Here is a 26,966-nt window from a genome sequence, read left to right on the forward strand (position 1 = left end):
TAATCGTAAATTTTACATTTAGTTAACCCATTCCCTACGTTCGTTTAGCAATTGTTGTATACACTGGTTTTGGGATACCAAACTATACATATCTATTTTAGGAGGATGTATTCATGTTAAACCGGTTCAATGCCCGTGCGGCCAAAATGATGCTCGCGGTTACAACAGTTGTTACAGCTACGCTGGGAGGAAGCAGCGCAGCATGGGCTGCTGAGGACACAGCTGCACCCGCATCATCATCACCGATCAAAAATGTCATTATCCTGATTCCGGACGGCATGGCTAACGACGCCACTGCACTGGCCCGCTGGTACAAAGGGTCTTCCCTGACTCTGGATTCCATGGCAAGCGGTATGGTTCGCACACACTCCGCGGATGCTCCGATTGCGGACTCGGCTCCTGCGGGAACGGCTTTTGCTACAGGTTATAAATCACATACAGGATATGTTGGCGTACTGCCAGACAAGGCAACCATGCCTGGACAGAAGGCGATCGCGCCTGGAGATGCCAAGAAACCGATTGCTTCCGTGCTGGAAGCATCCAAATTGGCAGGCAAAGCAACCGGCATTGTAGCCACCTCCGAGATTATGCACGCTACACCGGCAGACTTCTCTGCCCACTATCCGGATCGCAAAAATTACGACGCACTCAGCAAACAGCAAGTATATAACGGCCTCGATGTTGTTTTGGGTGGCGGAAGTCGCTACCTGGAGCCAGCGGGCCGCAAAGACGGCGAGAATCTGGTCTCTTCCATCAAAGCACTCGGTTACGATTACGTGACCACGCCGGCTGCCATGAAAGCCTCAAACTCCGGCAAGCTGTGGGGAATGTTCGCACCTGCAGGCATGGCTTATGATATGGACCGTGACCCAGCCAAGCAGCCAAGCCTTGCTGCAATGACATCCAAAGCCATTGATGTCCTGTCCAAAGACGAAGACGGCTTCTTCCTCATGGTTGAAGGCAGCAAAGTGGATTGGGCAGCTCATGCCAACGATCCGATCGGAATTATCAGTGACGTACTGGCATTTGACGATGCCGTAAAAGTAGCCATGGATTTTGCCAAAGCCGATGGAGAGACAGCGGTTGTGGCAGTAACGGACCACGGTAATGGCGGTCTCACGATCGGCAACAATGCAACAACGGGCACCTATGACAAAGAACCATTGTCCACATTTATTGGACCTTTGAAAAAGGCCAAGCTGACAGGCGAAGGCGTGGAAGCCAAGCTGAATGCCAAACGCACCAATATCAAAGCGGTCATGAAACAATACTATGGCATTTCCGACCTGACATCCGAGGAGATCGCTACCATTAAGGCAGCCGAGCCAGGCAGCCTGAACTACGCCATCGGACCAATGATCAGCAAACGCGCAGGCATTGGCTGGACGACGGGTGGTCACACAGGCGGAGATGTTGTGCTCTACACGTATGCTCCGAACAATGATCGTCCATTCGGCGTAATCGACAATACGGATGTGGCTAAATATATGGCGCGCGTATTGAATCTGGATCTGGATAGCGTGAGCAAACAGCTGTTTGTTCCTGCCAAACAAGCATTCACAGCCAAAGGCGCTACGTACAAGCTGGACCTGACAGATGCCAAAAATCCTAAGATTCTGGTTACCAAAGGCAGCACTAAAGTAGAACTGCAAATCTACAAAAACATTGCGCTGGTTAACGGCAAAAAGACTGCGTTGGAAGGCGTAATCGTATACAACGGCGTAGATGCCTTTGTACCACAAGGTGCTGTTGATATGATTCAGTAAGTTTGAAAGATAGTCTGCGCTTATAAACCAAACACATAATGGGAAAGCGCAGCAGTTTACAACGTTTCAACCGGAATTAAATCATTGGGCTGCCGAAATTGATCGGCAGCTATTTTTGTTGTTTCCCAGACAAGGATGGGTTCCCCCTCCTTGCTTGTCGTATAATGGACGTAACATTGATAAATAGAGACAAAAGGAGAGATTCACCCATGTTGATGAAACTAAACTGGATCACGCTCCGGGTGCGCAACCTGGAAGCCTCGCTTGGGTTCTACCACGGCATGCTCGGGCTTCCAATTCAGCGTCAATTCGAAAGTCGCGGGCGACAAATTGCCATGTTGGGCACTGAAAATGAAACCATGCTGGAGCTGATTGAGGGAAGTGAATCCGTCCTCAAAAAGGACTCTGGCGTGTCCATCGGCTATGAGGTGAGTTCACTGGAAGAAGCCATGGAACAACTGGCAGTACTGAATATTCCCATTGTTCGCGGGCCCATTCAGCCGAATCCACATCTACGCTTCCTTTACATTGCCGACCCGGACGGCTTCGAGGTACAACTCGCCGAACATGCATGATCTGATGTGACACTCATGGAGCAGCGTTACCACGTTATGATGTTGTGCTTTGCCTGGAACCAACCTTTGTACCCTATACAAACAAGAGCATCTCTAGTTATGCCTAGAACATGCTCTTTTTTTTGTATTCACAATTGATTTGAGGGATTTGTTGGACACTTCACTCTTAGCAGCTCGGCAAGCCGGCGATATCTCGGTCCATCTTCGCTTTGGTTCACTTCATCTTCGCCCATTTCCAGCCAATAATCGGCATCCAGTAGATCTACCATGTCCAGCAGTGTGATCTCCGCACAGGCAGGATGTTCACAAGCAGCCAGCATAGGCTCAGGACTGTCATCCCAGTTGTACCCGTCCACGACAGCATGCAGAAGTACAGCTGAGTCCAGATCACGGATCTTCGCGGCTGCCCTCTCTGAAGATTCTTCGTACAAAATGTCATCCACGATGGCCTGTTCCGCCTGGGTCAGCCGAAGTCTAACCGAGCCCGTGGTACCGAGCAGCATATCTGCAATAGCCGGGTCGCGTCTAGCTGCATTCCAGGCCGTCGCCTGAATTCCATAGGTAGAATCCAGCTTCACCCCATATTCGAGCAATAGCTGGATGGCTTCGATCTGCTTGAACTTTACAGCTTTTTTTAGAGCGGTATCGCCGAGTTTGTCTTCCGCGTCCAAGTCTGCTTGCTGTTCCAACAGACATTTAATAGCCTCAGCTGGCATGCGATACGTCAAGAAAAGCATTAACGGCGTACGTCCCCGTTCATCCCGCTCATTGATATCCAAGCTATGTACTGCTGCGCAAGCTTGCTCCACATCTTTGGACTTACTAATTTCAAGCCAATTCATTAACCATTCTCCCCCTTGCAACTCTCATTCTACATTACACTGTAAAGGAGATATACATGGGGTTCAAGTCACCAATTGGCAGCAAAAAGACCGCCTCACGATGAACGTAAGGGCGGTCTCAACATTTTCTACTTAAAACTAGCCTGCCTTCTTAGCTGACAGCGTATCGATCGGTACGACACTCGGCGAAGGGCGATTATCTGCCTTCTCTTCCGTGACAGGAGCGGACAACTGATGATCCGACACCAGTTCATTCAGGTTCAGAATCAGTTGCTCCAGCTCACCGAAGCTGTCCACCATCTTCTGAGTCAGGTTACGCTGTTCCTCCATACTTGCAAGAATCTCTTCAGTAGCTGCACTGGATTGCTCCGTTACACTAGAAATCTCGGAAACCTCATTCACGACTTTGGTGGAGGATTCCTTCATCGTGGCCGAACTGCTCTCAATGTCCGTGGCCTGATTCAGCACTTCCTGGGAATTGCTATTAATGGTACGGAAAACAACTTCTGCCGTCTGCACGCTGTCTCTTCCTTCCTGAAGAGCAAGGCGGATGCGTTCGAAGCGATCCGTCAGAGCCTGCGTTTGTCCTTTTAACCGGGTCAAAATGGTGCCAATCTCACTTGCCGACTGACCAGAGTGCTCTGCCAGCTTGCGAACTTCCTCTGAAACCACGGCAAATCCGCGTCCATGTTCGCCTGCACGAGCGGCTTCGATCGCTGCATTGAGTGCAAGCAAGTTGGTCTGGTTCGCAATATCCGAGATACTGTTCAACATCAGGGACATCGCTTCACTTTCCTCATTGAACTTTCTCATATCGGATGCTGTGGTATCAATCGTCTCATAGAGTTCCTGCATCTGCACATTCAGATGGTCCATCTGTGCACTTCCCGTTTCCGTGCTGGATGCCATACTGGCAGACAGTTCTTTCATTTGAGACGAATAGGAAGCAACATCACGGATATGATGATCCGACAGGGACAGGGATTCCGAAATTTCCGCTACGCTGGTCGCCTGGAACTCCACACCTTTGGCCACTTCACTGAATCCAAGCGTCACTTCATGCGTGATGGACCCGGTCGCGTCCACCTTTTGTTTCAGTTGATCCGTATAGAGAGACAGGCCTTCCACCGAAGCTTTGACACGTTCCATCATGGTCTCAACTCTTTGTTTGGATTGCTCTACTTCCTGCCAGCGGACTTCGCTGTCCAGGAAAAGCCTTTGATTCAAATGGGAGACTAACATCAGGATTGCTCCGGTAAGAGCGAACAGTCCAACGTTAACAATGTTCTCTATAAGTTCATCAGCTTGAGCTGTGTTGATAACAAATAGCTGGAGCACACTGTGGGCTAGCAAAACAAAAAAACCAATCATAAAAAACTTCTTGTTCGGAATGAGCAGCAAAACAGCGGTTATTACCAGACTCATCGTAAGGTTAACCGTACCCCAACCGACATAGACCCCACATAAGGTAATCAAAATGGTAAACAGCCAAGGAATTAAATGAATATGTTTTCTTTTCACATTAGCGTATGTAACCCAAGCTGCAAACAAAATGGCAATCCCATTGGAAACAAGCAGCTTTGGGAGCATGAAGCTCAGACTCACACCAATTGCAAGAATAACCCACAAAATGATACTGATCAGCTTGTTCCTTTTCCAAATAATCTCATCATACCGATTCATCCGTTCCCCGTCCTTTATCTAGGTAAATGTGGTGTTGTAGGGCAACTCTGTACTACATTCCATTGGTCTATGGTCCTGCATATCCACCATTCGCAAATACCTCACGCCGTAGCATAGTACAAATTAACTTCATAAACATGAAATGAGCGCTACATTATGTATATCGGTATTCTAAATTTCAAATTTTATATGCAGCTGCAAAATAAAATGCTTCCTTGTCCACTGAGAGACCAGACAAAAAGCCCGCCTTGAACGCTACGCGTACAGGCAGGCCAATCCGGTTTGATTCAGCTCAATATATGATGTTGGCAGACCATCCTATTTGATTTCCAACTTAATCATCTCGCGCTCTGCTTCCTGAAGATCATTGTACACTTTGCCTGGTGCACGCAGCTTTAATACTAACGATTGTGGATCATCCAGCAGGTTGCTGCTGAACGAGTAGATCATGCCGTCTTCGGTGCCCGCTCCTCCTACCGAGGATAATTCTATCTGCTTACCATCCTTGGTGGTTGAGACGATTTTAACCGGATTCACCGCATCGGAGATCTTAAGCTTAGTTTGGTAATCAATCTCTTTCTCAGGTTCGTAGATGAATCTGGCACGAGTCACAAGCGGTGATATCTCTACCTCAGATAACATCACCTCATATCCGCCAACTGTGAATAGCTTATTCAGTTCCAAGACTTCCGTCTGTGGAACCGAGAATTTGGGATCCAGATCAAGAGTCATTTTTAGACGATCCGAGTAATGCATTTCAGAAACTTTCGTCCCGATTTGGGGATCATCCAACTTACCCGGGTCAACAGAGGCGATCTGAAAATCCAGCAATAGTTTCTCCGGAAGTGGGTTGGCTCGGTCGATGTCTATCGTTTCACGCCCATGAAGCGTGTGCATGCCTTTACCCAATTGCGTTCCTCCGACATTGCCATTATCCAACTTACGATGGGTTACACCATCCGTAATTCGAGCACTGTTAACATTATAGATCTCTTGAGAATCATCTGTTTTCGCTGTATATAACACGGTGATCCGATTCTCATCTGCCATAATTGCATCAATGTTCAATTGATAAACCCCCGTTCTAACGCTACGGTTTACAAACTGAACATAACCGTTATTTATTGCGGATTCCATTGACTCTCTATCGATATCCGTCTCAGCTAATTTACGAAAAGGCTCCAGCACTCCCCAATCCTGAATGGGTTCAACAGCTGTTGTCTGGGGGATCATAATCCCTCGGTATGGCCCGAGTAGGAGGCACGCTGCAGTAATTGCTGTTATGAGCACAGCAGTAATCCATTTTATTGGGATACCGCTTGTCGTTCGCCTCGCTCTTGCTTTTGCAAGCCCTCGCTGGATAGCAAACGCCGTATCTGCCGGGTTCAGCTGCTGTTTCTCCAGTTTGACCTGATAGGCGTCTGCGAGTAGTACCTTTTCCTCCGGACTAGTTCTCATGCCAATCCCCCCTGTTCTTCATCAGTTTGCGTAAGTGCTCCAATCCCTTGTGCTGCCAGGTTTTGATGGTGCCTTCGGGTTTGCCGAGGATCGAGGCAATCTCGCTTAGGGTCATGTCGTTATAATACTTCAGCAATAATACATGGCGGTATTTCGGTTTTATCTTTTGCAACAATGACCACATGGCGATTCGATTATCCTCCAGGCTTGCACTAATGAAATCTGCTACCACTTCCTCCAAACCGTCATTAGACAGCGGTGTAGTCCGCTTGCGGCGTCTCTGTTCATCAATACAGACATAGATCAGAATTCGAATGATCCAGGATTTGAACGCTTTTTCATTTTTCAAACTCCGACGCTTCGTCCAAGCCCGGCATGTCATCTCCTGTACAGCTTCCAGTGCATCATGACGATTGCGGAGATAGCTGTAGGCAATGGAAATCAGTGTATCCTGATGCTCCATGATGGACTGGACAAACACCGTCTCATCTTCGGTTTGCACGAATATCATCTTCTTCATCTCGGCTTTGGTCTCCACCCCGGTTCCCTCCTTCTCTCTCTTTCTGTGGTATAAGACGGGCAACTGCACCAAACGGTTTTTATTATTTGCCCACATGCCAAATGAGCCGGATTGTAAAATAGATTAAAACTGGCCCGTTAAGGCTCAGGGCTGCTGTCCGGAGCTCTTTTGAGTTAAACGATAAAAAGAATGACCCCTGTTTAACACAGAGATCATTCATTAATCCGTACTGTTTTTTATTAAAATGTGCTTGAGCGATCCTCGTACGTTTTCTATAAACTCTATTTATTTATGTAATGTGGAATGGGTGATTTTCACTCACGTTAAAGGGTTATTACTGATCAGCATGAGTTACAACGGGATCTCTAGAAAGCTTGGTTTCTATTGTGGAATCCAGGTTTTCTCTAGCAATAAATTCACTTGGTGCTCATTAATGACAACGGTGTGGTTATTGCTCCATTCCAACTGGACTTGATCTGTTTTTCGCTCCGAATACACTACTTTTCGAAACCAAAGCGGTCCCTGTAATTCCCCTACAATACCGAATGTCCCCATTGCACCCGCATCTGTTTTATAGAATTTCAGTGTATAGTGCTGATCTGGCGAATGTGTCGTCGTAAGTAATACTTTTGCTCCGGAGAACATCACCGTAAATGATGCAACGACAAGTAGTAGGACAATGAGGACTGAAGAGAGAATCACCGAGATCCAGCTTCTCCGCTTCGCAAAGTTGTTCGATCGATCTTGAATACCAAATAAGGCTAGAGCAAGAACAAATATAGAAGTAACGAGCAACACATAGACAGGCGGAGCAATCAACCATAGATTATGCATATTGGCATATAATGAGTAAAATGAAATGAAATATAAAATGAGCACGAGCAGCAATGCAATCCTGTTCATTTTTTTCACCATCAAGATTCCCCTACTCTTCATTCAATTCATGGATGGAACGATCCAGCCATAACTCATACCAATCCAGAAATCGCAGACGTTCCGTATTGCCGAAATAATGATCCGGATAGATGCCGCTGCGATTTGCCCGATCATCGGTCCAGATCTCCCCGCTGCATGGTCCATTCAAGACCAGATTCATGGAAATGCCGCAGCCAAAATCACTGATGCGCAGCAGGCCAGCCGACCGTTTAGGATCCAGATAATCATGGTCCAGTGCCTCCCACTCCTCTTCTTCCTTGCTGTCATCATACCAGTCAACTTCCCAATTCCAAGCTTCTACATAGGGAAATGGATCCGAGATAGCATTCAGCTCATTGTCATATCCAATGACGGCATACACCCCATTTTCCGGCTTCTCCAGTCCGTAATATGGACCTGCTCCTCCCGACCCGATATGCAGCAAAAAAGCCCGATACTCCTCTGGCAAAGTAATCTTCCATTTCTGTTCGAACCCTGTGATCTCTTCGGGTGTCCATACCCGCTCCATCACATACTCATGATTCTCTGCCCCAAACAAGCTCATTTCCGCATCCAAGCTGCGTAGATTCTGCAACTTCTCGCTTATGCGTTCCAGCTGCTGCTTATACACGACTGCTGTCCCCCCTCACCCTCTATCCATTCGTTCTACGACATATCCACGTTGATGCAGCTCATTCAGCGCTGCTTCTACATCACGTTCAGGACATAGCTTCTTGATTAAACTGGCCGTTACCGGTTTTCCTTCATATACCTCAGAGATCGCAGACAGCGGCAGTTCATGTGACTCGTAATAACCCTCTGCCCAATCAGCGAACGCCTCCGGTGTTTCCTCAATATAACCCAGCAAAAAATCGGCACCGCCTGTGGCATCGTCTTCGCTTTCTTCGATGAACGCCTGCTGAATCCAGCTTCCTGTCTTCCACTCCGGATCGTTTCCTTCCTGCCAAATACAAAAGGTAACATCTTCGGGTTCCATTCTCTCTTCCTGGTCGGCCAAGATGGCTCGCAATGCCTTCGGCACTTCATCATACATGCCCGGACAGACTTCCCCATCGTCACGAGCATGGGGGCTTAAGGGAGATTCATGATCAAACCCCTTGATTAAGGTACCCGATGGGGTAAACAGCACATGCAGGTGATCTCCTGTCCCGTTGTCGATACTCCCCCAAGCTACACCAGGCTGCAGCTCTGCTTCATAGCGGTGTACACGAAGCCATTCTTCCTCGGACAGGATGATATCCAGTGCAGCAAGTATCCGCGTCTGTTGGTGCAGTTTATCTGAATCCGTGATCGTTGTGAAATTCCAATTCGGCATGTGGATTCCTCCCGCTTCAGCTTTCTTCATTTCTTGAGTTCGAGTTCTATGAGACCTGTCTACCCTTATAAAAACACTTCAAATCCGGATCAAACTATCCAGCTCATTGTGTCCTTGAGCACCTGGTTGAATCGTCAGTGAGATCTGATTGCCTTCTCTTGAGACGATGCAAGCCACATTTCCCGGCTGCAGCGATAGTATCATTCCATCGCATGACTCATCCGGCTCGAGCCCTCCCCCGCTGACATCTTCAGCTGCACCCAGAAATACGCCGCCGGTTGGAACTTGCAGATAGAATACCTGCGCACCTTCCGGCACTGCGCTAGTTGAATTCGAGATGTCCACACGCCATAACACTTCGTACAATCCATCGGCGCCGAGATTGAAAAAGAGGCAATTGCCCGCATTCACCTCAGCCAGTTCATCTTCCGGAATGGACCACCAGTCGGAAGGTTCTTCTACACGGTGTTTTAACGAAGCCAGATCGAACAGGCACATGGTTGCCGTTCCCGTCACGAATTGAAATGTCCCACGCATTCTTATCTTCCTCTCTGATTGTCATGATTTATTGCATTAGCCACTCCAAGCGATGCAGCAGATCACTGTCCAGTTCCTGCCCGCATAACGACAGAAGCTTATGCAGACGTTCCCGTTCTGCCGTGGATAATCTCCCACCGTAGCTTCGGTTCGGGTACTTGGCCCAGTTATACAGCTGGCGTTGAATGGCTTGTTTCACCCAATCGTGTCTTGCCGCTGGAAGCTGCTGCAGCAGCAGTCCAACCTGATTCCACTTGCTCATGGAAGAAATAATGCGCAGCACATTGCGAACGACATGAGGCAGGGCATCAGGGTCCAACAACAGACCAGCCATTTCATCAGGCTGTATAAGATAGGGATGCTGCATAAGCGCGCGGCAGGCCTCCCGGGAAATGCCAGGTTGCTCGCTTGTTAGTGAATGTACAAAATGCGTTCCGTATGAAGAAGCGTCCAGCCGCATTAATCCGCGGATAACGGCTTTTCGTACGGAAATCGATGGATGCTTCGCATATTCATACACCACTTCTGCGTCTGCCTTGTCCCCCGTCTCTCCCAGTCCAGAAATTGCTGCAGCGAGATGATGATGATCATCCCCCCAGATGACATCCAGATACCACTCCGCATAGCTCACGTTCATCCATCGTTTGGCATACCTCCGTGCTGTATCACGCACTGACAGATTTGAATCCAGAAGCCGATCCATTATAAGGGCCTTCGCATCATCAGGATACCTCGTGGCAAGTACAGCCAGACCTTCTCGGCGGATTGAAGGAACACTGTCCAGCTGCATGCCAAGTAGGGCTTCTCTCAGCTTTTGACCAGACAACATACGATCTACCCGCTGTGCTGCCCATCGCCGGATGGCAGGGTTCTCATCCCGTAATGCCTGCTCCATAATTATGCTAGTATCCGTTCCCTCTGCTTCGAGTGAAATCCGAAAAGCGAACTGACGGATGCTGGGTTCAGGGGATACCCGTGCGTTATGAAGGACAAACCTGCATTCCTTCTGACGCAGCAGGTGATGTACGGATCCGATAAAAGACTCGAATTGATCCCGTCCGCAGATCCGAAGTCGCTCCACAAGCAGGATATTTTCCATCCACAGCCTGGCATGCTCGGGCTTCAGTTTAAGTTCCAGTGCAGCTCTCGCCAACTGACGAATTTCGGACACCCAGTCATTCAACCGAAGCAGCAAATAAGGAAAGCTGTAGGACTCATCCTCCCGAATCATTCTTCTAACCGCAGCCTCTCTGATATAGCCGCTCCAGTGCATCGTCAGCATGGACAAACGGATTGTACTGGCCTGATCTATCTTAAGTACCTCACGTTCCACGACCCGCTTCCAAATGACGGGTGAAGGACGCCATTCCCTCACATGTTCGTTCAGCCACACCAGCTCGAATACTGGACACGCTTCTATTAAACGGGCGACTGCCTGCTCCGCAGCCTGACGGATAACAAGACTGTCGTCATCCATCAGTCGAAGCAGACTTGGGATCAAGATATACTCTCCGGATTGACCAAAATGACGGAGCTGCTCGGCGGTTTCCTGAACCGTTCCCGTCCCGAGCTGATCCAATCTAAGCCGGAGTTCCGAAGTTAATTGCCGCATTTCATCCGCTCCTTCCCATCTGATTCAGGTGAGGAATCAGAACCATATCCAACCATTATATCAAGCCAGGCAACGGGGTTAAAGGAACTCAGGGGCTATATCTGTGTATGCTATACTTGTGAGAAAAATGCAATGAAGGTGGGACTGTAATATGGACGGATGGGAAAGCGGCGTCATTCGGGTTCACGATAGCCTGAAATTGTACTCTGGACTTACGGAGGAGGAATTGAAGGCAAGTTCGTTTTATCGGGAGAACAGCACGGAGGTTCAGAAGCTCACTACGGGATATACGTGGTACAAATTCAAATCAGATGCCTCTGCAGATGGTAAGGCATTTTACCTCGCCTTGTGTTTCCATCAGTCTAGGCTGGTTCAGGCCAGTTTGGCACTGGACGGCGAAGAATTCCCCTCTTCCTGGGATGACTGGACCGAGGCAGGTGAGATGAAGCGCAAGCTGTCCCATGATGAGTGGCTTCGTGAGCAGATTGCCGCTGCACCGCAAATAAACCGATCCAAACCCTATCCCTACATGGAATACAGGCTCCCCTGGGGATCAATATATTCCAGCTATGATCCACGGTCTGCGAGTGCGAGCATAGGGATCACTTTTACCTGATATGGTGTTGGATCCCTTCCAATGCAAACAAGGCCGTATCTCTTCATTTTTGGGTACAAATTGACGATATATCCATAACATGAATCTTTTGAACTTTGTGGAGGAAACTATGTCAATCAACCTTAGAAGAGAGCCTTTTCGTTATACATTGAAGGAACCCATCACGTTTGAAATTTACATTATCAGCATTAACGGAGTCTCTGCTCCGCACAAACCGATTCAGGCCGAATTGATCGATATCAGCCGATCGGGGTGCCAGCTTTCATTTCCGCTTAGCCTGCATGTCGAGTCCAATGAAATCCGGATCGGAATGAATCTGCTTCTTTTTGAAGATCCTTTAGATCTGGAAGGAACACTGCGCTGGGGCAACGAAGAGAACGAAACCTGGCACTACGGCGTACAGCTTGAAATACAAGACGGTAACCATGATCGTCTGTCCAGAGAACTGCGCATGCTTGCGGGACAGGGAAGAATTATGGTGAAGTGACGGTTTTGCTCGCTGTAGAAGCATTCTCCATTTTGGACCAGTTCACACTTTTCTCCAGAATAAGCGAGACCATAACTCCGATCACGAGACCGTTGCTAATAATCGGAATAAGGTAAATCGGTAATGCCTGAAAGGCTTCAGCAGGGATGTTCATCACGGCAACTCCGGTTAGCACGGGCAGCGCCACGCGGTAGATCGTCTTGGAATTAAATGCAGTACCTTCAATGGTGCGGAGAGCCGTTCCAAACATTTGCAGATAGGCTACAAACAGCACGGCACTGCCCACACTCGGTGGTATTTGCGCAAAAAAGGCCGTCACCGAAGGGGTGAGTCCCAAAATACATAACATGGCAGCCCCGATAATAAAAGCAGCACACCCACACATGCGGATAGCATGCTGAACAATCCGGTTAGTACATAGGAACGTTTATATTGCTGGTCTGTCGTCTGTGTTTCATATATTTTCTCAACTGTGCTTAATGTCGTGATTGAATTCGTCATGTTGACCAATCCCACGAAGAACGCCGTTACAACAATGCCTGGCTCCCACGTCGGTACTCCCCATGGAAACAGCTTAAACAAGCTCCCCCCAGAATTGCCCGTTAACCCTGCATGCTGGCCTGGAAACACAAAACTGTAGGCAATCCACCCTGTCACAATGCCGATGAGGATGGCGTAGTTGCCCAGTTTACCTCTTCCCTTCAGTTGGATCAGGGCGACCAGAAAGGCAATAGCTACAGACAAAGCTGCAACCGGCAGGTTAAATGTACCGAATTCGGTATACCCTATCATGCCTTTGAAGAAATTCATGGTCAACTGAATTGTCATGAGAAACAGCATGGCGCTCTTCACCATGGGTGTAAACAGCTTCTGCAGCAGATGGGCTGCACCCAATCGGCCAAGAACGGCCATCGTTAGTCCTGCGAGCAGGAAGCCGGCAGCAAGTCCGCCCCCGATCCGCTCCAGACTCATGCCGGCGGAAGATGCCGAGACGGTCAGGCTGAGGGTCAATCCCCACCAGAGACCGGACGGTCCATCCATGACTGCATAGCGATGCCCAAACAAGGCTTGCAGAATGCACACGGCTCCGGTCAGCAGAAAAGCGTGCTGCATGGATGCAGCGATGGCATCCGGTGACATGTGAAAATTATGACCAATGGATAATGGTACGACGACCGTGTTGGTAAACAGGAAGAAGAACCATTGAATCCCTGCCAAAACCAGTGATGATGTCTGACTTATATATTTTGTAATAACATGCTCTTGGTGTCTGTTCATGATATAATTCGTGTCCTTTCGCGCCTCAATATGGAGTTAGGCACCTTCATTCAGCTATTCGATAGCATCCGTTCCATTTCGGTATAACGGTTCCGTCTGGCATGAGCTAGCGGGGTAACGCCATCCCGATCTGCGATCTCTCTATCGGCACCATATTGCAGAAGCAATGCCACGATCTGCTGATGCCGGGGTCCACCGTCTCCCAGAATGACGGCCTCCAGCAGTGCTGTCCAGCCCAGATTGTTGACATGATTCACATCCACATCTGTAGAAGTCAGCAGGAATTCCACAATGTTCACATGGCCCCTGTCGGCTGCAGGGATAAGTGCGGTTCCGCCAAAGCGATTCGTTAATCTTGTATCTGCCCCGGCCGCGACGGCCATTTCAACAATTTCCTTGAGGCCCTCAGCACTGGCATATAACAACGGATTATCCAATCGATTATCCTGAATGTTAATATCCGCTCCGGCATCAATCAACATGCTAACGGTCTGTACCTTGTTGCCATGTACTGCAGCCATTAGCGGAGTTCTCCCAAGCGCATCCTGTTCGTTCAATCCGGCACCTTGTGTAATAAACCGGATAACCTCATCTGTATGTCCAGCTTCAGCAGCCGCATGTATCGTATTAACCAATGCGTTCATCCTCCAATTCGTTGTTAACCTTGTGGATCAGCGTTCCCATGGAGATCGAATCTTGCGATTTAGGTGCGTAAATCTAATGTATGGTACCATAGGAGGATAGTATATTAAAAATACATGTTTTGTTGGCTAACTATACGAAATACATATACTTGCAACGAGGGTGAAAACAAGTGGATATCAAACAATGTCGCTACTTTATAGCCATTGCCGAAGAGAAACAAATTACCGCAGCTGCCCGAAGACTGCACATGGCTCAGCCTCCACTCAGCCAGCAATTAAAACTGATGGAAGAAGAGCTGGGCGTAGCACTCTTTGAACGCAAAGGACGCTTGATGGAATTAACGCAAGCAGGCCGCAGCTTCTATGATTATGCGGTCACGATGACCAAATACATGGAGGAAGCTGTTATGGAGATGCAGAGCTTCCGTTACGGAATCCGGGGCAAGCTATCCCTGGGCATGAATACCATTTCCGATAGTCTGATCCCGAAGGCGCTCCAGCAGTTTCGCACAAGCCATCCTCAAGTAACCTACAAAATTCAGCAGAATGAATCCGCTCAGCTATGCAGCATGCTGGATGATGGACTGATTGAGCTGGCCTGCGTACGTATGCCGGTGAAAACCAAACACTATGAAGTGCTGCATCTGCCGCAGGAGCCGCTCTACTATATATCCTCGGAGCCTCTGGAGACCAAGGGGGAAAATGGCACTTACTTTGATCAGTTGGCCGAAGTTCCACTCCTGCTTCCAAGTACAGAGGGACTCGGCATGTTTGAACTGATTCTTGAGAAGTTTCGCGAACATCAGGTGAAGCCTTCGATTATGGGTGAATGCTCAGATGTAGCCATGCTGCTAGAGCTGGTCCGGCTCGGATTCGCGAATTCTATCGTGCCTGGCACTGTACTGCAGCTCCATCACGAACAATCATTTCATATCTATCGGATCCTTGACCCGAACTCCACCGTGGGGTCAGCGCTCGTCTGGCTGCACCATCGTTATCTGTCCAAGCCAGCCCAGCAATTCGTGCAGTTGGTTCGGGAGATGCTCCCATAGGTACATAACGGATGAGGTGTTAATTGAAAGCAACAGATATTCAGCTGCGATGAAACACAGGCGATTAGCGTAGCTATAAAACAAAAAAAACAGCAGGGTCTCCAGTATGTTTGGAAACTCTGCTGTTTCTTATTGTTAGGCTTTGGCTGTATAGAGCAGCTCCTGCTCTTTGATTGCAGTGCGACCTGCAGATACAATTGACTCGTATTGATGCATGTTTGTGACGATGACTGGTGTGATGGTTGTATAACCGGCTTTTTCGATTTCTTCACGGTCAAATTCCATCAATACATCACCCACAGCAACTTTTGCGCCTGCCTGAACCTTAGGCGAGAAGAATTGGCCTTTCAGCTTCACCGTATCAATTCCGATGTGGATCAGCATCTCTGCACCGTTGTCGCTGACCAGACCAATGGCATGTCCACTCTTCGACAAGGAGAACACCGTTCCGTTAATCGGGGAAACCACACGACCTTCAGTCGGCTGAATTGCAAATCCTTTACCCATGATTTCTTCAGAGAATGCAGGGTCTGGTACATCGCTAAGCGGTCTTACTTCCCCAGTCATCGGGCTGAATACTTCTTGATCCTGGGCTTTTTCTTCTTCAACCGCAGATACTGCGGAAGCGGAACTGTTTACATCAGCGGCAACGGGTGTAACAGGCTCAGCTGAAGCTGTAGTCGCTGCTGGAACCGCTTCTGGAACATCTTCGAATCCGAGGATGTACGTCAGTATTGCAGAAGCTACAACTGCAATGACAATTCCGATCAGAGCATATACAAATGTCGGACCGATGATCATCGGAATTCCTGAGAGACCTGCCAGACCACCGATAACATACGCTTTTGTTTGGAAGAAGCTGACGAACGCTCCGCTAATTGCCGCACCAATCAGTGCTGCTACAAACGGTTTTTTGAATCGCATGTTGACCCCGTACATGGCTGGTTCTGTAATACCCATAAGTGCGGTAACACCAGTCGATGCAGACAAGGATTTGATTTGTTTGTTTTTGGATTTCAGAGAAACACCCAAAGCACTACCTGCTTGTGCAAAGTTAGCAACCATCATAAGCGGGATCAAGTAATCGTATCCCAATGTTGCAATAGAACCGATCATGATTGGAACGAGCGCATAGTGCATTCCTGTAATAATTAACAGTGAGAACGCTCCACCAACAAGCAATCCTGCAAACAAACCAGCATTATTAAACAACCAGTTAATACCGTCCGTCAAGCCGTTACCAATGATAACCCCTAGTGGTCCTACGGCAATCATCATAACAGGGACAATGATAAGCAGAGTCACTGTAGGCACAACAATCAATTTAAGAGAAGCATGTGTAACTTTGTCGATCGCCTTTTCTACATAAGATGCCAGCCAGACTGCAATCAAAATCGGAATAACCGAAGATGCATAGGTTGCAGCTACAACCGGCAAACCGATGAAAGATACATTCTCACCTGGTGCTAACAAAGCCGTAATGGTTGGGTGCATAACCGATGCACCAATGGCCGCACCAATATACATATTGCTTCCGAGCTTACGTGCTGTACTAATTCCGAGAATGATTGGCAGGAAGTAGAACGCACCGTCACCAATAGCGGACAGGATGATGTATGTTGAACTTGTTGCATCAATCCATCCAAAGGTAAGCAGCAAGGCCACGATCCCTTTGATCATACCCGCGCCAGTGATGGCAGGAAGGATTGGAGTGAACACACCTGAAATAAAGTCAAATACGGCACTCAGCGGATTTTTCTTTTTGCCGCCTGTTGCAGCAGCTGCTGGTTTCGCATCAGGAGATTTGGACATGTTTCCTACCAGCGCGTTATACACCACTGGCACATCGTTCCCGATAATAACCTGAAATTGACCACCATTCTCCATAACGCCCATAACGCCAGGTGTATTTTTAAGCGTCGCTTTGTCAGCTTTGCCATTGTCATTAAGATTAAATCTAAGTCTTGTCATACAGTGCGTGACTTGATCAATGTTTTCTTCTCCACCGACCAATTTCAGAATATCTTTGGACAATTGTTGTTTATCCATTGTGTTTTGCTCCTTTAATGTGTAATGAAGGTTAAAAAAAAACCTAAACACTGGATAATGACAAAGCCGTTTCAGCTTATCATTATTCAACGTTTAGGTTTTGCCTTTTTAGCAGTAACAATCCCAAAATTATTCAGTTGGTTGTTCATTTCTTACAACACGCTCAATGTGAATCGTCAGATACAGTATTTCTTCCTTAGACAAGACCCGATTATAGATCTTCCGCGTATAATCATTAATCTTGACTGCACAAGTAAATGCTTCAGGGTATTGCTTACTCACCAGATCATGAAGCGGATTATCTTCTTCCTTGTCTTCAATGGCTGTACCTTGCAGCACACGTTGAGCAAAAAACTTCAGATGGGTTAAGAAGCGATAATAGCTCAGCGAATCCTCATCCAGTTCAATGACAAAACTGCGCCTTACAATGTTGAGTATGTCCTTGACAATATTCGTAATACTGATGGTTTCTCTCATCTCACCGTTCATCTGGGCATTGACCAGATGCATGGCGATGAATGCGCATTCGTCTTCGGGAAGCAGTACACCCAGCGTTTCTTCAATAATCTGAAGTGCCTTTAGTCCAATGGCATATTCCTTGCGGTACATGCGCTTGATCTCCCAGAACAGTGCGTTACGGATCTGCAATCCTTGACGATGTCGATCAATGGCAAAATGAATATGATCCGTTAGTGAAATATAGATGCTCTCATGTAACTTCTCACCTAACACCGTCTCCGCATAACGAATAATTTCATCCGAGCATTCAACATATTCAACTGGAATATCGGACAGAAGCGTTTTCAGTTTCTGCGATACTTCCTTGCTTTCCAATGAGAATATTTTTTCGACAAGACTTTCGTCGATCGATTCACCAGCATGTTTTTTGAAGGCAATTCCCCGCCCCATGACGACCAGTTCGTTTCCGCCCGAATCAATCACGGTAACTACGTTGTTGTTGAGCACCTTCTCAATTTTCATTTCCTCACATCACCTTGCACCGTCAAAGTAGTAAAAGGCAAAACCAAAGCAGGTCACGAAAGATGCCCTGCTTCTGGTTTTGCCTGATTGAACAGTAACAATCCAGTTATTCATTAGCCTTAGGCCCATCTTACCATATAAATATCTATATGACAATGTTTTTGTGAAAGCGGTTAATGCGACTAATTGTGACACGAGAAGATGCTTGTCAACTATGCCTTTTGAACCACTATTATTCGTTAATGCCTTTCAAACTTGCACCATTAGTACTAATAACTTCTTTGTACCAATGGAAGGATTTTTTCTTATACCGTTCCAATGAACCTGTTCCGTCGTTGTTGCGGTCCACATAGATGAATCCGTAACGCTTCTTCATCTCTGCAGTCGATGCACTAACCAGGTCAATACAGCCCCATGAAGTGTAGCCCATAACTTCGACACCATCTTCAAGCGCTTCACCTACCTGCACCAAGTGATCATTCAGATATTGAATGCGATAATCGTCATTTACCGTTTTATTGCCGTTCTCGTCCGTGATCAATTCATCCACGGCACCCAGCCCGTTCTCAACGATAAACAACGGTTTTTGGTATCGATCCCAGTATTTGTTCAGCGTCACACGCAGACCTTGCGGATCGATCTGCCAGCCCCATTCACTTGCTTTGAGGTAAGGATTTTGAACCCCTGCAAACAGATTTCCTTTTCCTTCAATGCGTTTTTCCGGATCGCCTGTTTCACAGATACTTACATAGTAGCTGAACGAGATGAAGTCGACCGTATGCTTCAGAATTTCCGCATCTCCGTCTTCGAACTTGATATTGATATTATTCGCTTTGAAATAACGGTTAATGTATTTTGGGTAGTATCCACGTGCATGGATATCGGCAAAAATATCATTGCGTTGTTCTGCATGCATCGCTGCAACCACATCATCCGGATTCGGAGTGAGCGGATACGTTGGCATACTCAGAACCATACAGCCAATTTTGGCTTCCGGCATAATTTCATGACCCAGTTTAACAGCCAGCGCACTTGCCACCAGCTCATGGTGAATCGCCTGATACAGATCCTGCTTGCTCAATTGATCTTTTGGCGTATAGATCCCGCCGCTCATGAATGGCTCCTCCAAAATGGAGTTGATTTCATTAAACGTCAGCCAGTACTTTACTTTGCCCTTGAAGCGGTTGAACAGGACCGTTACATAACGCTCGTAAAACTCGATCATTTTGCGGTTAACCCAGCCATCATACGTTTTGGACAGATGCAGCGGTGTCTCATAATGAGAGATCGTTACCAGGGGTTCAATCCCGTATTTGTGGCATTCATCGAATAAGTCATCGTAAAATTGCAACCCTTTTTCGTTTGGCTCCAGCTCGTCCCCTTTAGGGAAGATTCGGGACCAGGCAATGGATGTCCGGAACACTTTGAAGCCCATTTCGGCAAACAGTTTTACGTCCTCTTTGTAACGGTTGTAGAAATCGATACCGATCAATTTCAGGTTATCTTCCGTAGGTCCTTCTGTTCTTGGCGTTGTGATCCCGTGAGGCATCACATCTTGAACTGACAAGCCTTTACCATCCGTATTATAAGCTCCTTCAAGCTGGTTGGCGGCTACCGCGCCGCCCCATAGAAAATCCTTAGGAAATGGTGTTGTCATCTCAATCATCCCTCTCTTATCGTATCTATTCATTGTTTGTCAGAAGCGTTCAAGCTATCCGAACCTGTATTACAGCTGTTCACCATTGCTTGCAATCACATTTTTGTACCAGTCAAAGGAATCCTTTTTGGAACGTTCGAGGGTTCCGTTACCTTCGTCGTCCAGATCCACGTAGATGAAGCCGTACCGTTTGGACATTTCGGAAGTGGACATGCTCACCAGGTCAATTGGACCCCAAGCCGTAAATCCGATCAGATCCACACCATCCTTGATGGCTTCCTTCATTTGTTCGATGTGTTTTTTCAGGTAATCCACACGATAGGAGTCATGAATCGAACCATCTTCTTCTACTTTGTCATAAGCTCCAAGACCATTCTCAACGATGAACAATGGTTTTTGGTACCGATCCCAGAAGTTGTTCAGCGTTATGCGCAGGCCGATTGGATCGATCTCCCAACCCCAGTCGGAAGCTTCCAAATAAGGATTTTTCACACCGCCAGCCAAGTTGCCTGCCGTTTCCTCCAGGTCAGCAGAAGCTGATTTGGTCACGGACATGTAGTAGCTGAAGGAAATGAAATCGACCGTGTTGTTCAGCAAGATTTCATCATCGCCAGCTTCTTTTTGAATCACGACGTTGTTCTCTTCAAAATAACGTGCCATGTAGTTCGGGTATTTACCACGAGCGTGCATATCCGTGAAGAAGAGGTTGATCTGATTCTCGTGTTGAGCCAGACGCACATCTACCGGGTTACAAGTCGCCGGATATGTCTCCATGCGAGCGAGCATACAGCCCACTTGGGAACCAGGCATGATCTCATGCGCAAGTTTGGTTACCATTGCACTTGCTACGAATTGGTGATGCAGCGCTTGATACGTCGTTTGCAATTTGTTGTCTACTTTATCGATCAGGATGCCGCCGCCAGTGTACGGGCTGAACAGCATGACGTTGATTTCATTGAAAGTCAGCCAGTATTTCACTTTGTTTTTATAACGGTTGAATACCGTTTCTGCATATCTTACATAGTGCCCAATAACTTCTCGGCCAGCCCAGCCATTGTACTTCTGTGTCAGACCAAGCGGAGTTTCGTAGTGAGACAAGGTTACCAGCGGCTCAATGCCGTATTTCAAGAGTTCATCGAAGACTTCGTCATAGAATTTCAGACCTGCTTCGTTCGGCTCCTGATCATAACCGTTCGGGAAAATGCGCGCCCAGTGAATGGACAAGCGGAATACTTTGAAGCCCATTTCGGCAAACAAGGCGATGTCTTCCTTGAAACGATGATAGAAATCGATACCAAAGCGTTTCGGGAACCGCTCTTCAATTTTGCCTGACAGAATTTCTTCGATGCGGGAAGAGGAGATTTCCATCGCATGTCCGCCCGTACGTTTCTCTTTGGGAACATGGGCGATCATATCTGCTGTGGAAAGACCTTTGCCGTCCTCATCAAATGCCCCCTCCAATTGATTGGCAGCAGTAGCGCCGCCCCATAGGAAGTTTTCAGGGAAACCTTTTTTTGCCGTCGTCATGAACAACAACCTCTTTTCAACAATTTATTTTGTAATGACAAGTCAGAAAGATAGAATGTCCTATTTCGAGCAAACCAACACGGTAATCAATAGATCAATTGCGGTTGTTCCTGATCTACGGACCCAAAATAGGCCAGAAAACAAGAAAAACCTAAACTCAAGGTAAAATAGCGCCAAAAAAGGAGCTTTCATTTCACCATCAGTTTAGGTTTTGCCTGTCTTCGCAGTAACAATCCATCAAACGATGTATTGATTATTCTGTTGTTTTTCTCTCGTGATGTAAGCGTAACATATCTATATTTTAAAATCAACTTCACCACGTGACACCCAATTTATATAGAAGAACTTCAGCGCGGCATTTGCATTATGGCAGCTCTTAATGCATTTTCTCCGTCTATATGTCCCAGATAGCTTGCAGGACTTTGGTCGCCTAAAGCAGGCACCTTTTTTCACACCCATTCCAGTGCATACTCTCCCATTTCGCATAAAAGCACCTGACATATATCTGCCGGAATTCCCTTTTGTTTCGCGCTTTCCACCAGTTTTGGATCAACCTGCAAAAAGCAATCGGCAAAACACATAACAAATGAGTCCCAACTCTCATGGTTGAATTCAGCAAGAAAGATGTCTTTCATACTCATGTAAAATGCCTCCCTGAAATGCGATTTGGTACCCCGAAGTCCTATCTGACATAATTCAGCCTTAAGCCGCTTGAAACGATAACTGAGAAAGGTAAACTTAATTTTACATGTTTTTTGGGAGATTGAACACCGAAGGAGGAACCCATCATGACTGATGAAGCAAGCACAGCCGGCTGGGATGCCATTGATACAGCATTTAACGAACTTTATGGGGAGCAGGAACCCAAACATTACGGCACAGCCATCCCTTATGCGCTCGGAGGACCTGACCCTCTGGATGGAATCAGTGCTTATAAAGTGGAACACCCAACACCTCATTGGCATTTTGTAACGTACGGCTTCTCCGAACTATATGACAAAGAAACCAATGATCCCGAGCACAGCGGATATGGATTCGAACTGACCTTTCGGCTTACCCGAACAGAGGATGAGACTGAACCGCCCGCTTGGGCTCTGAATTTGTTACAGAACATGGGACGGTATGTCTTCAATAGCGGAAACGTATTTCGCCCAGGCGACTATTTGGATGCCAACGGACCGATCTGTCTGGGCTCTGATACCTTGCTGACCGCCCTTTCCTTCATAGAAGACCCGGATCTGAAGCCGCTGTCCACCCCTAATGGCACAATGGAATTTATTCAGATGGTCGGAATTACCGGACGTGAATTGGAAACGATGCAAACGTGGAATACTCGTGGATTCCTCAAATCATGCGAACCTTTCATGCCCAAATATGTCACGGATCTCATGCGTAACTCCTATGTGGATATTCCATCAATAGGGCAGGCTGTTCAGCGTGGAATTGAGCTTGAAGGTTCCAGCACGGCGTTTTTATTCATACAACAACTGGCTTGGACGCCTTCCCGCAAACGATTGCTGCAAAAAAATATGCCCGCCGAACTCCAGCTTGGAGCCAAACAGGCGGTTCTGATTGGAAAAATACTGCGCAGCCGTATTGCAAAGGATGCTCCGTTATCACTTGTAGGTTCAGGAGTGAATATCACCTTCGAGGCCGGAGAAAATGCTTCTTTTCATGAAGAAGAAACCAAAATTACCATAACCGTGAATGAACAGACCGTAAACGAACTAACAGCTCATCTTAAACCTTCGGAATTGACATTCGAGATACCTTCCCTTCCCGGCTTGCTTATCCGAATAGTCCGAACTGAAATTACCGACCAGGAAGGTCGCGTCGTAGAAACCATTGGTTAATGTAAGGAGGTAATATCATGTCTATCACCACATCGGCCTTGCTGGAACATTGGTCTCACAGCAGTGCACCTAGATCCGGCATGGCTCATATAAAATATATTTCCAGGACCAGTCTGGAAAGATTGCGCAAAATCAATCATTTTCTGATCGGTGCCTTCCAGCGCAGTCTATCGGATATCCGGGAGAACCTGTCCAGCACCTATCTGTTTCTGCTTACGGATGCGGACGGCGTGCTGCTCGCCATGGATTACAGCCCTGATCTGGAAGATGAAGTGAAGCAGTCCCCCATTCGTCCAGGCATGGTTTTCACTGCACAGAGCTGCGGAGTCAACGCCATCTCGGCCACCATGGAAAAGAACGAACCGGTATTGCTGCCACCAGAGCAGCATGAGAGCCCTCTTTTTCAACAATGGCACTGTTACGCGACGCCTCTATCTGTCGGACTCAACCATTCCGGTTATCTGGATGTATCCACGATTAACGCAGATATGCAAAGTGAATTAATCGCCATTGCCAAGCTCATTCCTGCCCATATGCAGAACAGCTATCAGAGCCTGATGTCATCCGTTCCTTCCGAAAAACCTTCTGTGGATTTCACTGAGCGTCAGTTAACCATCCTTGAAATGATCTCCAAAGGGTTAACCGTTAAGGCTATTGCTCTGAAATTAAAAATCAAGGAATGCACCGTAAATCACCACAAAAAAGTGATCTTCAACAAATTAGGTGTGCAATCCAGCACGGAAGCTGTTTCAATTGCAAGCCGATTGTCTTATTTATAGAGGGACCCCTATAGTTTCCTATAGGTGGTAAAGAAGAACGTTCGTGCTACAATTTTGGAGTACGCAACATTACAGAGAGAGAACACACACACACATTTATTTCAGGAGGGTTTTATGTCTATCACAAAAAAAACGTCTTTATTCACTATGCTCATCATGATGATGCTTGTTGCAGCCGCTTGCGGTGACAAGGCAGATAACAACGCTCAAACGGAAGACACGACTAAAACAGAAACTGCAGCCGCTACAGACACGGATACCGCCAAGACTGAGGATACTGAAAGTACAGAAACGTCGACTGACGCAGCTGCTGAGGAAGACAATTCAGCTAACGTGGAACTGGGCACAACCGAAAAAGGTTCCTACACGAATGACTACTTCGGTGTATCATTGAAATTCCCTGAGGAATGGGAGTTCCAGGATGCAGAAGGAATGAACGAGCTGACAAGCGCTTCTTCGGATGCCATTGCCGGTGACGATGATACGAAGAAAAAACAGCTTGAACTGTCCCAAACCAAAACACTGAACCTGTTGATGGCTTCGGAATTGCCACTGGGTGGTCAGGAAGTAGGTCCTTCCGCTATGGCCATTGCCGAGAAAGTCAGCCTTCTGCAAGGGATTCGCACAGGTAAAGACTACCTGGAAGCAACCAAGAAATTCATGGTCGACAGCCAGTTCCCTTATGAATATAAAGATATCGCAACTGAAACAATCGGCGGTAAAGAGATGGACGTTATGCAAATCACAATGGATGCTGGTGACGGCACAACCATTACACAAGATTACTACAGCACCATCATTGAAGGTTACGCCTTCAACTTCATCTTCACGTATTTGGATGATGCAAGCAAAGCCGAGATTGACAACATCAAGAAATCCGTTCAATTCAAATAATAAAGTCCACAACCTAAAACAAACGTATAAAGGACCCCGCACAGTTGATCTTGCACAGATCACTGACGGGGTTATTTTTTTGTGCCTGCCTGTTTGATCACTCTGATCCGTTCTAACCAGAAACGGCCACCCAGTGCCCTTCCGTTACTTCGACCCACTTGGACTGCTCCAGATTGTAACGATCGGCTAGCTGCTCTCTACTGCTTTCTTCATACACCGTGCGTTTTTTCTTCGCTTCCACAGCCGGATCAGGGACCGGGATTGCAGAGAGAAGCGACTTCGTATACGCATGCTGTGGATTGGAATAGAGCTCTTCACTCTCAGCAAGCTCAACGATTTTACCGTTATACATCACAGCAACACGATCACTGATATGTTTGACCATGGACAAGTCGTGTGCAATAAAAAGATACGTCAAACCAAGCCGCTGCTGCAATTCCTCAAGCAGCTGCACGATCTGCGCCTGAATGGACACATCGAGCGCAGACAGCGGCTCATCGCACACAATAAACTCCGGTTCCACAGCTAGTGCCCGCGCAATCCCGATTCTCTGTCTCTGACCGCCAGAGAATTCGTGAGGGTACCGCAGCGCATGGGATGGATCAAGCCCCACCATTTCCAGCAGTTCTTCCACCCGCTTCTCTCTCTCGGCTGTTGTCTTGGTCAGCTGATGAATATCAAGGGCCTCCCCGATAATGTCCATAATTCTCAATTTCGGATTCAATGAGGCGTAGGGGTCCTGGAAGATGATCTGCATATGCCGTCTCATCGTTTTCATTTCCGAAGCGGACAGCCGGTTTAGTGGAACTCCTTTGAACAAGACATCCCCGCCAGTCGGTTCATGCAGTCTCAAGATGGCACGCCCCGTCGTGGACTTGCCGCTGCCAGACTCTCCTACGACCCCCAGTGTCTCGCCTTGGCGGATATAAAAGCTGATATCATTCACTGCCTTCAGTGTATTGCCTTTGCCAAGATTAAAATGCTGCTTCAGGGATTTCACCTCAAGCAGAGGCTGATCATCTTTTAGATCCCTGGGGAACAGTGAAACCGGTTTGGGTTTCTTCTTCTCATCCAGCCGCGGCAAGGCATTCAGGAGTCTGGACGTGTATTCGTGTTTCGGATTCGCGAAGATCTCTGCCGTTGTCCCGGATTCCACGATCTGTCCCTCTTTCATAACTACGACGCGGTCACACATTCCGGCCACAACCCCCAGATCATGGGTAATCAGTATAATGGATGTCCCCAGCCGTTCCTGCATGTCTTTCATCAGATTCAGAATTTGCGCCTGAATGGTCACATCGAGTGCAGTCGTTGGTTCATCTGCAATCAGCAGCTCCGGGCGGCAGGCAAGTGCAATGGCGATCATCACCCGTTGACGCATGCCTCCCGAGAACTCGTGGGGGTACTGATTGTAGCGCACTTCACTCCGTGATATGCCGACCAGTTCGAGCATGGCAATGGCTTGCTTTTTCGCTTCCCTGCGGGACAGCTTCTGATGTTTTATCAGACTTTCGGAGATTTGTTTTCCGACTTTGATGGTCGGATTAAGTGAACTCATGGGATCCTGAAAAATCATGCCGATGTCGCGGCCGCGGATGCTTTCCATCTCCTTCTGCGTTTTGGTCGCCAGGTTAACTCCGCGAAATAAAATCTCTCCCTGCTTCATCTGAGATGGAGGAGAAGCAAGCAGCCTCATAATGGAACGGGCTGTTACGCTTTTGCCGCTTCCCGACTCTCCAACAATCCCCAGCGTTTCCCCTTTCCGAACCTCGAAGCTGACATCCCGTACCGCCTGAAACTCATTCTCTTCGGAATGAAAAGAGACCGACAAATCACTAACTTTCAGTAAAGGCTGCATGCAAACACCTGCTTTCCTTCATATTTACGCGTTTCATAATATGTACA

The 26,966-nt window shown here is 47.5% G+C and carries 24 protein-coding genes and 1 pseudogene; 8 read left to right on the forward strand and 17 right to left on the reverse strand.

Annotation, left to right across the window (positions count from 1 at the left end; translation table 11 throughout):
- Positions 1 to 113 precede the first annotated feature (113 nt).
- Positions 114 to 1,766: an alkaline phosphatase gene (locus tag F4V51_RS21570; protein WP_236146614.1), complete on the forward strand. Its 1,653-nt coding sequence runs from the start codon at positions 114 to 116 to the stop codon at positions 1,764 to 1,766.
- A gap of 209 nt (positions 1,767 to 1,975) precedes the next feature.
- Positions 1,976 to 2,341, forward strand: coding sequence for a VOC family protein (locus tag F4V51_RS21575; protein ID WP_153979564.1), 366 nt, complete (start codon positions 1,976 to 1,978; stop codon positions 2,339 to 2,341).
- Positions 2,342 to 2,469: 128 nt separating this feature from the next.
- Here the strand turns inward: F4V51_RS21575 and F4V51_RS21580 are convergent, their stop codons facing one another.
- The 9 genes from F4V51_RS21580 to F4V51_RS21620 all read right to left on the reverse strand — a co-directional run bounded on the left by F4V51_RS21580 (position 2,470) and on the right by F4V51_RS21620 (position 11,244).
- Entirely contained in the window at positions 2,470 to 3,183 is a 714-nt protein-coding gene (locus F4V51_RS21580) for a DUF4274 domain-containing protein (protein ID WP_153979565.1), read from the reverse strand.
- Positions 3,184 to 3,321: 138 nt separating this feature from the next.
- Positions 3,322 to 4,866, reverse strand: coding sequence for a methyl-accepting chemotaxis protein (locus F4V51_RS21585; RefSeq protein ID WP_153979566.1), 1,545 nt, complete (start codon positions 4,864 to 4,866; stop codon positions 3,322 to 3,324).
- Positions 4,867 to 5,184: 318 nt separating this feature from the next.
- On the reverse strand, positions 5,185 to 6,324 hold the full coding sequence (locus tag F4V51_RS21590) for a DUF4179 domain-containing protein (protein WP_153979567.1): 1,140 nt from the start codon (positions 6,322 to 6,324) through the stop codon (positions 5,185 to 5,187).
- Positions 6,314 to 6,862 carry an RNA polymerase sigma factor gene (locus tag F4V51_RS21595; protein WP_236146615.1) on the reverse strand — a complete coding sequence of 183 codons (549 nt, stop codon included), beginning with the start codon at positions 6,860 to 6,862 and terminating at the stop codon, positions 6,314 to 6,316. Before F4V51_RS21595 ends, F4V51_RS21590 begins: the two co-directional genes overlap by 11 nt.
- A gap of 363 nt (positions 6,863 to 7,225) precedes the next feature.
- On the reverse strand, positions 7,226 to 7,759 hold the full coding sequence (locus F4V51_RS21600; RefSeq protein ID WP_153979568.1) for a DUF5412 family protein: 534 nt from the start codon (positions 7,757 to 7,759) through the stop codon (positions 7,226 to 7,228).
- Positions 7,760 to 7,769: 10 nt separating this feature from the next.
- On the reverse strand, positions 7,770 to 8,390 hold the full coding sequence (locus F4V51_RS21605) for an SMI1/KNR4 family protein (protein ID WP_153979569.1): 621 nt from the start codon (positions 8,388 to 8,390) through the stop codon (positions 7,770 to 7,772).
- Positions 8,391 to 8,405: 15 nt separating this feature from the next.
- Positions 8,406 to 9,095 (reverse strand): hypothetical protein, encoded by a 690-nt coding sequence (locus tag F4V51_RS21610; protein WP_153979570.1) that lies wholly within the window; start codon positions 9,093 to 9,095, stop codon positions 8,406 to 8,408.
- Positions 9,096 to 9,173: 78 nt separating this feature from the next.
- Positions 9,174 to 9,632, reverse strand: a complete 459-nt coding sequence (locus F4V51_RS21615) for a DUF6386 family protein (RefSeq protein WP_201281166.1) — start codon at positions 9,630 to 9,632, stop codon at positions 9,174 to 9,176.
- 28 nt (positions 9,633 to 9,660) lie between these two features.
- Complete coding sequence (locus F4V51_RS21620; protein ID WP_153979572.1) at positions 9,661 to 11,244, reverse strand: HEAT repeat domain-containing protein; 1,584 nt, start codon at positions 11,242 to 11,244, stop codon at positions 9,661 to 9,663.
- A 151-nt stretch (positions 11,245 to 11,395) separates the two neighbouring features.
- Between F4V51_RS21620 and F4V51_RS21625 the strand changes: the two genes are divergently transcribed.
- Both F4V51_RS21625 and F4V51_RS21630 read left to right on the forward strand, forming a co-directional pair.
- Positions 11,396 to 11,860, forward strand: a complete 465-nt coding sequence (locus F4V51_RS21625) for a hypothetical protein (RefSeq protein ID WP_153979573.1) — start codon at positions 11,396 to 11,398, stop codon at positions 11,858 to 11,860.
- A 109-nt stretch (positions 11,861 to 11,969) separates the two neighbouring features.
- Positions 11,970 to 12,347, forward strand: a complete 378-nt coding sequence (locus F4V51_RS21630) for a PilZ domain-containing protein (protein WP_153979574.1) — start codon at positions 11,970 to 11,972, stop codon at positions 12,345 to 12,347.
- Here F4V51_RS21630 and F4V51_RS21635 read toward each other — a convergent pair.
- Positions 12,334 to 13,625, reverse strand: a pseudogene (locus F4V51_RS21635) (purine/pyrimidine permease). The gene F4V51_RS21630 and the pseudogene F4V51_RS21635 sit on opposite strands and share 14 nt — an antisense overlap.
- Positions 13,626 to 13,675: 50 nt before the next feature.
- Positions 13,676 to 14,269, reverse strand: coding sequence for an ankyrin repeat domain-containing protein (locus tag F4V51_RS21640; protein WP_167301705.1), 594 nt, complete (start codon positions 14,267 to 14,269; stop codon positions 13,676 to 13,678).
- A gap of 170 nt (positions 14,270 to 14,439) precedes the next feature.
- Between F4V51_RS21640 and F4V51_RS21645 the strand changes: the two genes are divergently transcribed.
- Positions 14,440 to 15,321: a LysR family transcriptional regulator gene (locus tag F4V51_RS21645; RefSeq protein WP_153979576.1), complete on the forward strand. Its 882-nt coding sequence runs from the start codon at positions 14,440 to 14,442 to the stop codon at positions 15,319 to 15,321.
- 135 nt (positions 15,322 to 15,456) lie between these two features.
- On the opposite strand, the gene F4V51_RS21650 is transcribed toward F4V51_RS21645, so the two are convergent.
- The 5 genes from F4V51_RS21650 to F4V51_RS21670 all read right to left on the reverse strand — a co-directional run bounded on the left by F4V51_RS21650 (position 15,457) and on the right by F4V51_RS21670 (position 22,176).
- Entirely contained in the window at positions 15,457 to 17,370 is a 1,914-nt protein-coding gene (locus F4V51_RS21650; RefSeq protein WP_153979577.1) for a beta-glucoside-specific PTS transporter subunit IIABC, read from the reverse strand.
- Between the two features lie 129 nt (positions 17,371 to 17,499).
- A complete protein-coding gene (licT, locus tag F4V51_RS21655; RefSeq protein WP_153979578.1) occupies positions 17,500 to 18,351 on the reverse strand; it encodes a BglG family transcription antiterminator LicT in 852 nt (283 codons plus the stop codon).
- A 232-nt stretch (positions 18,352 to 18,583) separates the two neighbouring features.
- Positions 18,584 to 20,008 (reverse strand): glycoside hydrolase family 1 protein, encoded by a 1,425-nt coding sequence (locus F4V51_RS21660; protein ID WP_153979579.1) that lies wholly within the window; start codon positions 20,006 to 20,008, stop codon positions 18,584 to 18,586.
- 69 nt (positions 20,009 to 20,077) lie between these two features.
- Entirely contained in the window at positions 20,078 to 21,535 is a 1,458-nt protein-coding gene (locus F4V51_RS21665) for a glycoside hydrolase family 1 protein (RefSeq protein ID WP_153979580.1), read from the reverse strand.
- A 449-nt stretch (positions 21,536 to 21,984) separates the two neighbouring features.
- A complete protein-coding gene (locus F4V51_RS21670; protein ID WP_153979581.1) occupies positions 21,985 to 22,176 on the reverse strand; it encodes a hypothetical protein in 192 nt (63 codons plus the stop codon).
- A gap of 147 nt (positions 22,177 to 22,323) precedes the next feature.
- Here F4V51_RS21670 and F4V51_RS21675 point away from each other — a divergent pair, with 147 nt between their 5' ends.
- The 3 genes from F4V51_RS21675 to F4V51_RS21685 all read left to right on the forward strand — a co-directional run bounded on the left by F4V51_RS21675 (position 22,324) and on the right by F4V51_RS21685 (position 25,061).
- Entirely contained in the window at positions 22,324 to 23,388 is a 1,065-nt protein-coding gene (locus F4V51_RS21675) for a suppressor of fused domain protein (RefSeq protein WP_153979582.1), read from the forward strand.
- Between the two features lie 17 nt (positions 23,389 to 23,405).
- Positions 23,406 to 24,167, forward strand: a complete 762-nt coding sequence (locus F4V51_RS21680; protein WP_153979583.1) for a LuxR C-terminal-related transcriptional regulator — start codon at positions 23,406 to 23,408, stop codon at positions 24,165 to 24,167.
- Between the two features lie 114 nt (positions 24,168 to 24,281).
- Positions 24,282 to 25,061: a hypothetical protein gene (locus F4V51_RS21685; protein WP_153979584.1), complete on the forward strand. Its 780-nt coding sequence runs from the start codon at positions 24,282 to 24,284 to the stop codon at positions 25,059 to 25,061.
- A 112-nt stretch (positions 25,062 to 25,173) separates the two neighbouring features.
- Here F4V51_RS21685 and F4V51_RS21690 read toward each other — a convergent pair whose 3' ends face one another.
- A complete protein-coding gene (locus tag F4V51_RS21690; protein ID WP_153979585.1) occupies positions 25,174 to 26,919 on the reverse strand; it encodes an ABC transporter ATP-binding protein in 1,746 nt (581 codons plus the stop codon).
- Between the last annotated feature and the right edge of the window lie 47 nt (positions 26,920 to 26,966).

Origin of the sequence: Paenibacillus xylanilyticus (assembly GCF_009664365.1) — a bacterium.
GTDB lineage: Bacteria > Bacillota > Bacilli > Paenibacillales > Paenibacillaceae > Paenibacillus > Paenibacillus xylanilyticus_A.